6 protein-coding genes are annotated in these 6093 nt (G+C 55.3%); 2 read left to right on the forward strand and 4 right to left on the reverse strand.

Annotated features, from left to right (window positions below):
• Positions 1-7 precede the first annotated feature (7 nt).
• Entirely contained in the window at positions 8-2005 is a 1998-nt protein-coding gene (locus tag ACIQ3A_RS03460) for an ABC-F family ATP-binding cassette domain-containing protein (protein ID WP_396430369.1), read from the forward strand.
• A 62-nt stretch (positions 2006-2067) separates the two neighbouring features.
• Here the strand turns inward: ACIQ3A_RS03460 and ACIQ3A_RS03465 are convergent, their stop codons facing one another.
• The 4 genes from ACIQ3A_RS03465 to ACIQ3A_RS03480 all read right to left on the reverse strand — a co-directional run bounded on the left by ACIQ3A_RS03465 (position 2068) and on the right by ACIQ3A_RS03480 (position 5086).
• Positions 2068-2319 (reverse strand): hypothetical protein, encoded by a 252-nt coding sequence (locus ACIQ3A_RS03465; RefSeq protein ID WP_396430370.1) that lies wholly within the window; start codon positions 2317-2319, stop codon positions 2068-2070.
• A 219-nt stretch (positions 2320-2538) separates the two neighbouring features.
• Positions 2539-3528 carry a Bug family tripartite tricarboxylate transporter substrate binding protein gene (locus ACIQ3A_RS03470; protein ID WP_396430371.1) on the reverse strand — a complete coding sequence of 330 codons (990 nt, stop codon included), beginning with the start codon at positions 3526-3528 and terminating at the stop codon, positions 2539-2541.
• Between the two features lie 686 nt (positions 3529-4214).
• Positions 4215-4403 (reverse strand): hypothetical protein, encoded by a 189-nt coding sequence (locus ACIQ3A_RS03475; protein WP_396430372.1) that lies wholly within the window; start codon positions 4401-4403, stop codon positions 4215-4217.
• A 26-nt stretch (positions 4404-4429) separates the two neighbouring features.
• On the reverse strand, positions 4430-5086 hold the full coding sequence (locus ACIQ3A_RS03480; protein ID WP_396430373.1) for a DUF6641 family protein: 657 nt from the start codon (positions 5084-5086) through the stop codon (positions 4430-4432).
• 202 nt (positions 5087-5288) lie between these two features.
• Here ACIQ3A_RS03480 and ACIQ3A_RS03485 point away from each other — a divergent pair, with 202 nt between their 5' ends.
• Positions 5289-5741 (forward strand): hypothetical protein, encoded by a 453-nt coding sequence (locus ACIQ3A_RS03485; protein WP_396430374.1) that lies wholly within the window; start codon positions 5289-5291, stop codon positions 5739-5741.
• The last annotated feature ends 352 nt before the right edge of the window (positions 5742-6093 follow it).

Below are 6093 nucleotides of genomic sequence, written 5' to 3' on the forward strand. Positions count from 1 at the left end.
ATTTCCCATGATCAACCTGAAAAACGTCACCCTTCGCCGCGGCGCCAAAGTGCTGCTTGACCAAGCCTCGGTCACCCTCAATCCCGGAGAAAAGGTCGGGCTGGTCGGGCGCAACGGTGCGGGCAAGTCCACCTTGTTTGCCCTGTTCAACGGCAGCTTGAACGAAGATGGTGGCGACTTTGACATGCCCCGCCACTGGAGGATGGGGCAAGTGGCACAAAACATGCCCGAAACCGACCAGGCGGCAGCAGAATTTGTTCTGGAAGGCGACACACGCCTTGCAGAACTTCGCCAACGCCTGGTGGCTGCGGAAGCCAGCGGTGACGGCATGGAAATGGCGCACGTCTACACCGACCTTGCCGATGCAGGCGACCACGATGCCCTGCCACGCGCCGAGGCCCTGATATTGGGACTGGGGTTTCGGGTGGACGAACTGAACAACCCCGTGAACAGTTTTTCGGGCGGCTGGCGAATGCGCTTGCAACTGGCGCGCGCCTTGATGTGCCCCTCAGATATCTTGCTGCTGGATGAGCCCACCAACCACTTGGACTTGGACGCCCTGGTTTGGCTGGAAGCCTGGCTGCAGCGCTACGCAGGCACCATGATCGTGATCAGCCATGACCGTGAGTTTTTGGACGCCGTGACCGACGTCACCCTGCACATCGACCACGCCAAATTGACGCGTTACGGCGGTAACTACAGTGCGTTTGAGATCTTGCGCTCGCAACAAATGGAGCTGCAACAGGCTTCATTTTCCAAACAGCAAGACAAGATCGCCCACCTGCAAAAGTTCATCAACCGCTTCAAGGCCCAAGCCAGTAAAGCCAAGCAGGCACAAAGCCGGGTCAAGGCGCTGGAACGCATGGAAAAAGTGGCCCCCTTGTTGGCCGATGCCGAGTTCACCTTCGGTTTCAAGGAACCCAACAACCTGCCCAACCCCATGTTGGCCATCAGCGAAGCCAGTTTTGGCTACACCGTGGACGATGAACCCAAAGCCATCTTGCAAGGCGTCAGCAAGTCGGTATTGGCTGGGCAACGCATCGGCATTTTGGGCGCCAACGGTCAAGGCAAATCGACCCTGGTGAAAACCGTTGCGCGCACCATGCCGCTCTTGACGGGCACGCTCACCGAGGGCAAAGGCCTGAACATCGGTTATTTTGCCCAGCAAGAACTCGACGTGCTTCGCCCACAAGACAACCCGCTGGAACACATGATCCGGCTGGCCAAAGAGCTCGGTCCCAACAGCGGCGAGCCCAGCCGTGAGCAAGACCTGCGCAACTACCTGGGCACATTCAACTTCAGTGGCGACATGGTCAAGCAAACCGTGGGCACCATGAGCGGTGGCGAAAAAGCACGCCTGGTGCTGGCCATGATCGTGTGGCAGCGCCCCAACCTGCTGCTGCTGGACGAACCCACCAACCACTTGGACCTGGCCACACGCGAAGCCTTGTCGATGGCACTCAACGAGTTTGAGGGCACCGTCATGCTGGTCAGCCACGACCGCGCTTTGTTGCGTGCCGTGTGCGATGAATTCTGGATGGTCGGGCGTGGCAAAGTGGATCCGTTTGACGGCGATCTCGATGATTACCAGCGCTATTTGCTCGATGAATCCAAGCGACTGCGCGAAGCGGCCAAGAACTCAGCCCGCGAGTTGGCCAGCGCGATCGCAGTGCCAGCGGTGGCCATGGCCGTTGCCACGCCAGCGGCACCCGTATTGGCCGATAACCCCATGCTCAGCAACGCCGAGCAGCGCAAGCTGGATGCCCAAAAGCGCCAACAGCAGACCGCACAAACACGGCCCCTGAAACGTGAACTGGAACAAAACGAGCAACGCATGGCCAGCATCGGCCTGGAAAAGAGTCAGCTGGAGCAGCGGCTCACCACCAGCTTGCTCCCGTCAGAGATGGCCGATGCAGGTCGTCGCCTGAAAGCCTTGGCCGATGAAGTGGCCGCGCTGGAAGAGCGCTGGCTTGAACTGAGCTCACAACTCGAGGCCACCGCCTGAGCCCTGTGGTTCGAATCCATCCGGGTCGGCGCAAGAGCCCCTGGTTCTCGTGACACCCTTGTTTATGGGCCTACAACCGTCCATCCAGCACGCTGGTCTGCTTTGTTGTTTTCGTATTCCCAGGCTGTGCCACAGCGGTCACAGCGGTACTGGGTGATGTTGACCTGGCCAGATGCGCGCTGTTCCTTGCGGTTGGCCCCCTGCACCAACTCTGCATGGCCGGGCGCACGGCGCCAGTTGCGCTGAATGCCCGAGCAAGGCTCACACATCACTGTTTTTTTCAATACATTTTCGGAATTCAATTCGTGGGTCATCTTGTGGCTATTTCGAGGGGATCCAGATTCACCCAGCGCGGGCAGGTGAACACCAAGGAGGCTCGATTATGGACGCTGCCCCAATCTGATCCCCCCAAAGCTTGGAATTTTTGAAATTGCCCAACTACGCAGCGTCGCGCTTTTGCCAAGCACACGCACTGCGCCACACCAACGAATGCTCCCCCTTGCGGAGGCCAGGCGTTTCGTGGATGGCCGAATTCATTGGGCCTTCGCGCCAGAATCCTTGACGACCTTGGCCCACTTGCTGATTTCAGTGGCCTGGTAGCGGGCGAGTTCATCGGGGCTGGACAGCACCGGGTCCAGGCCCAAAGTTTTCAGGCGCTCCTGGACTTCGGGCAACTTGAACACCCGCACGACTTCGGCGTTGAGTTTGTCGATGATGGGCCGGGGCACATTGGCCGGGGCAAACATGGCAAACCAGGTGGTGGCTTCAAAACCCGGCACCGACTCGGCGACGGTCGGCACATCCGGGGCTGCAGGCGAACGTGTGGCGGTGGTCTGTGCCAAGGCCCGAATTTTGCCCTCCTTGGCCATGGGCAAAGCCGAGGGCATGTTGTCAAACATGAGCTGAATGCTGCCCCCCATCAGGTCTGGAATGGCGTACTGGCGTCCTTTGTAGGGCACATGCGTCATGCTGGTCCCCGTGAGCGATTTGAACAATTCACCAGACACGTGCACCGAGGTGCCGATGCCCGGTGAGCCGAACGACAACTTGTTCGGGTTGGCCTTCATGTAACTGATCAATTCAGGCACGCTTTTGACAGGCAAAGCGTTGTTGACCACCAACAAGTTGGGTGCCGATGCGATCAAGGAGATGGGGCTGAAATCCTTCACCATGTCGTAGGGCATTTTTTCGTAGAGCGCCCCATTGATCGAGTGTGTACCGACGGTGCCCATCACGATGGTGTGGCCGTCACTCACTGATTTGGCCACGTTGTCAGCCCCGATGTTGCCGCCTGCACCGGGCTTGTTGTCCACCACAACGGGAAAGCCCAGTTGGGCCTTTTCACTGAAGAGGCGGGCCAGGATGTCCGGCGCACCGCCTGATGGAAAAGTGACCACCAAACGCAAGGGCTTGGTTGGGAAAGCTTGGGCCATGGCTACTGCGCCGCTGAACGCGCCACAGGCTAACAACATGAGGCTCAGGCTTCGGCGAAGAGTTGATGAGGCAGTGTGACGTGGTGACATGGTGGGGCTCCTTGGCGTTTCACTTTAGGGGGCCAATTGTTTTGTCGGGATGGTGAAAACCCTTTATCAGACCACTCAGGCTGTCGTGTGGGAGACCTTCAAGGGTCTGCAGCCAAAGTGCTGATGGGTCAAGAACACCCATGAAGCCCACATGGCAGAGCTTGGTGATGGATAGTCAAGCCTCTCCAGTGATCGCCCAACTCAACTTGTCAGATAACCCTGTTCGTTAGCCAGAGGCATGGCTACGGATTTGCGTAGCCAAGGCAGGGATTTGGGGGGATTTTGAGGGAAATGCAGACACAAAAAAGCCCACCAAAAGTGGGCTAAGTTGTTGATTTCATCGAGAAATCTTTGGAGGCGCGACCCAGAGTCGAACTGGGCTAGACGGATTTGCAAACGTGGCCCTACCACGCTAGGCTCTAGCGCATCAACACTTTGCAACACCCATCGAGCACGGTGTACATAATCTGCGCGTTTTTTTTTATTAGCCTTTTCGTAAAGTGTGCGCAGCGTAATCAGTGGCACGAGTGCGTGTGATCGTGGGAAAAGTAATTTTGCTATGCCTGTCATCCGTGTTCCCATCATTTTTCAAATAGCTACATTTCATTGCCAAATACCCGCCTTTACGCGTCTTTTTGCAATATTTCAGCGGCACTACACGCTGCCAAGCAGGGCATCACGCAGCGTTAGAAGCGTTGTTGAAGTTGCTTCTGCTTACGTAGGTTTTCACGCTGCTGTCGTTGGCGTTCTTGCTCTTGTTTCAGTTGCTGCCTGCCGCGTTCAACACCCTGCTTCAGGCCGTGTATGCGTGCCTGCGGCAGCGTCATTGGCGGTTTGGGTTTGATGGTCTTGATGACTAATTCGTAAATACGCATCAAGTATTTACCCCCACCCCCAACGCTTACCCGCCAAACCCGTCCCGCAGTTTGTTGGCTGCAGCTTCAATCTGCGAGTCCAACTCACCAGCCAGCACAGCACCCTTCAGCAGTTCCAGCGTAGGAACCAAATCCTTTTCACCACCCACCTCCACTGCCCACTTGCCCTTTGCCAGTTCCAACAACTTGGTGCCGTATCTCACGCTCAAAACCAACTTGCCGTTGTCAGCAACAAACCACCATTGCTTGATGCGTTTGGCTTGCTCAACTTGGATGCGTTGTCCAGTGTCGTTTTGAACGACAGAGCGAAAGCGTTTGGGTGCGAATGTCGTGCCCGCTTGCTGTGCCCGTGCCAACTCTGCCTGCTCCCACAAGCGTTTTGCCAACTTGTTGCGGCGTTGTTGGATTGGCGACATCTGAGTGGGCTTCTGTGCTGCCGTCAATTTCAAACCTGTCAGTGCTGTCATTGCATTGTTCCTTTGTGTGTAGCAATGAACTAACTTTATTTTCAGACGACTGGCTTGGACAACCACCCAGCATTGGTATCCAGCCTGTTTGGCGGGACATTGGGCAGTCCAAACTAATTTGTCCAAAACCTTCAAAAACCACCAAACATCCAGCCAGTTTCTGCGGGGTTTCTTTAGCAAAAGATAAATAAATGCGAGTGGCGAAGTGAGTTGCAATGAGTAACAAGAAGATAAAAGTTGCTGTGTTGCAAGTGGCGCAGTTGCTCATTGGAAACAAATGAGTAGCTCTGACAGCAACAGCGCAACACATGAAACTCAATGAGACAACGCCACACACGCAACCAGCAACGAGCAACGCCTTTTATGGCTCTCTGTGACACCGCGCCACTCAACGCAACCAGAAACAAAGGAGAAGAATATGGAAGCAAAAGAAATCGCAGTGCGCTTGTATGAGAACAAGAAATTTGGCAGCACCTACGGCAAAGGTGCCTATCACTCAGCAGTATTTAACGCATCTGCAGATGTGTTGAGCATGAATGAAAAATACCTGCTGGACTACTACCCGTTTGAAAAGTTTGAACACCTGGCACGCACTGAGGAGCAGATGGAAGTGCTGCGTGAAATTGGTCAGGTGAAGACGCAAGATGTCTTGTTCAGTTGGGTAGTGCAATACAACCCTGCCACCAAACAGAAGACACCCGTCTATGGCTTTAGCCTGTTCAACATGCGGGACAACGAACTGGGGCTACTGGTAGTCAATGACTACGATGAGCAGCAGCAATGGCAGCTCACTGCCAAACCCTGCCGCAAGGACACGGGCAAGAACAGCCCTACCCTGCTGGCTACCAACGCTGATTTGAATGGGTGGTGATTTTCCATCTGTTCCATTTAGAACATTGATGGCAAGCAATGGGGTGTTAGAGCAAATCACCAGTGGTTAGGTTCTCCACACCCTTTAAAAACTGCGCTGCAGATTTTTCACCCTACAGCTGAAATTCTTGCAGCACTATCTGTGGGCACAGCGCTAGCTAGCGCTGTCTCCACACTTGGGCACAGCGCACAGCCCAGCAGTAAATCAGCCCTACAAGCAACGCAAACGGCTGCCCTGCCACATGGGTAGCGAGAAGGTGAATAAACAGCGCAAAGGGCTAGCGCTTCAATCTGTGTCCGCAGTGCCACATCACAGCGATAAATACGGCACCAAAGGGAATACATAAAGCCTT

This window comes from Limnohabitans sp. (assembly GCF_044361985.1).
Taxonomy (GTDB): domain Bacteria; phylum Pseudomonadota; class Gammaproteobacteria; order Burkholderiales; family Burkholderiaceae_C; genus Limnohabitans_A.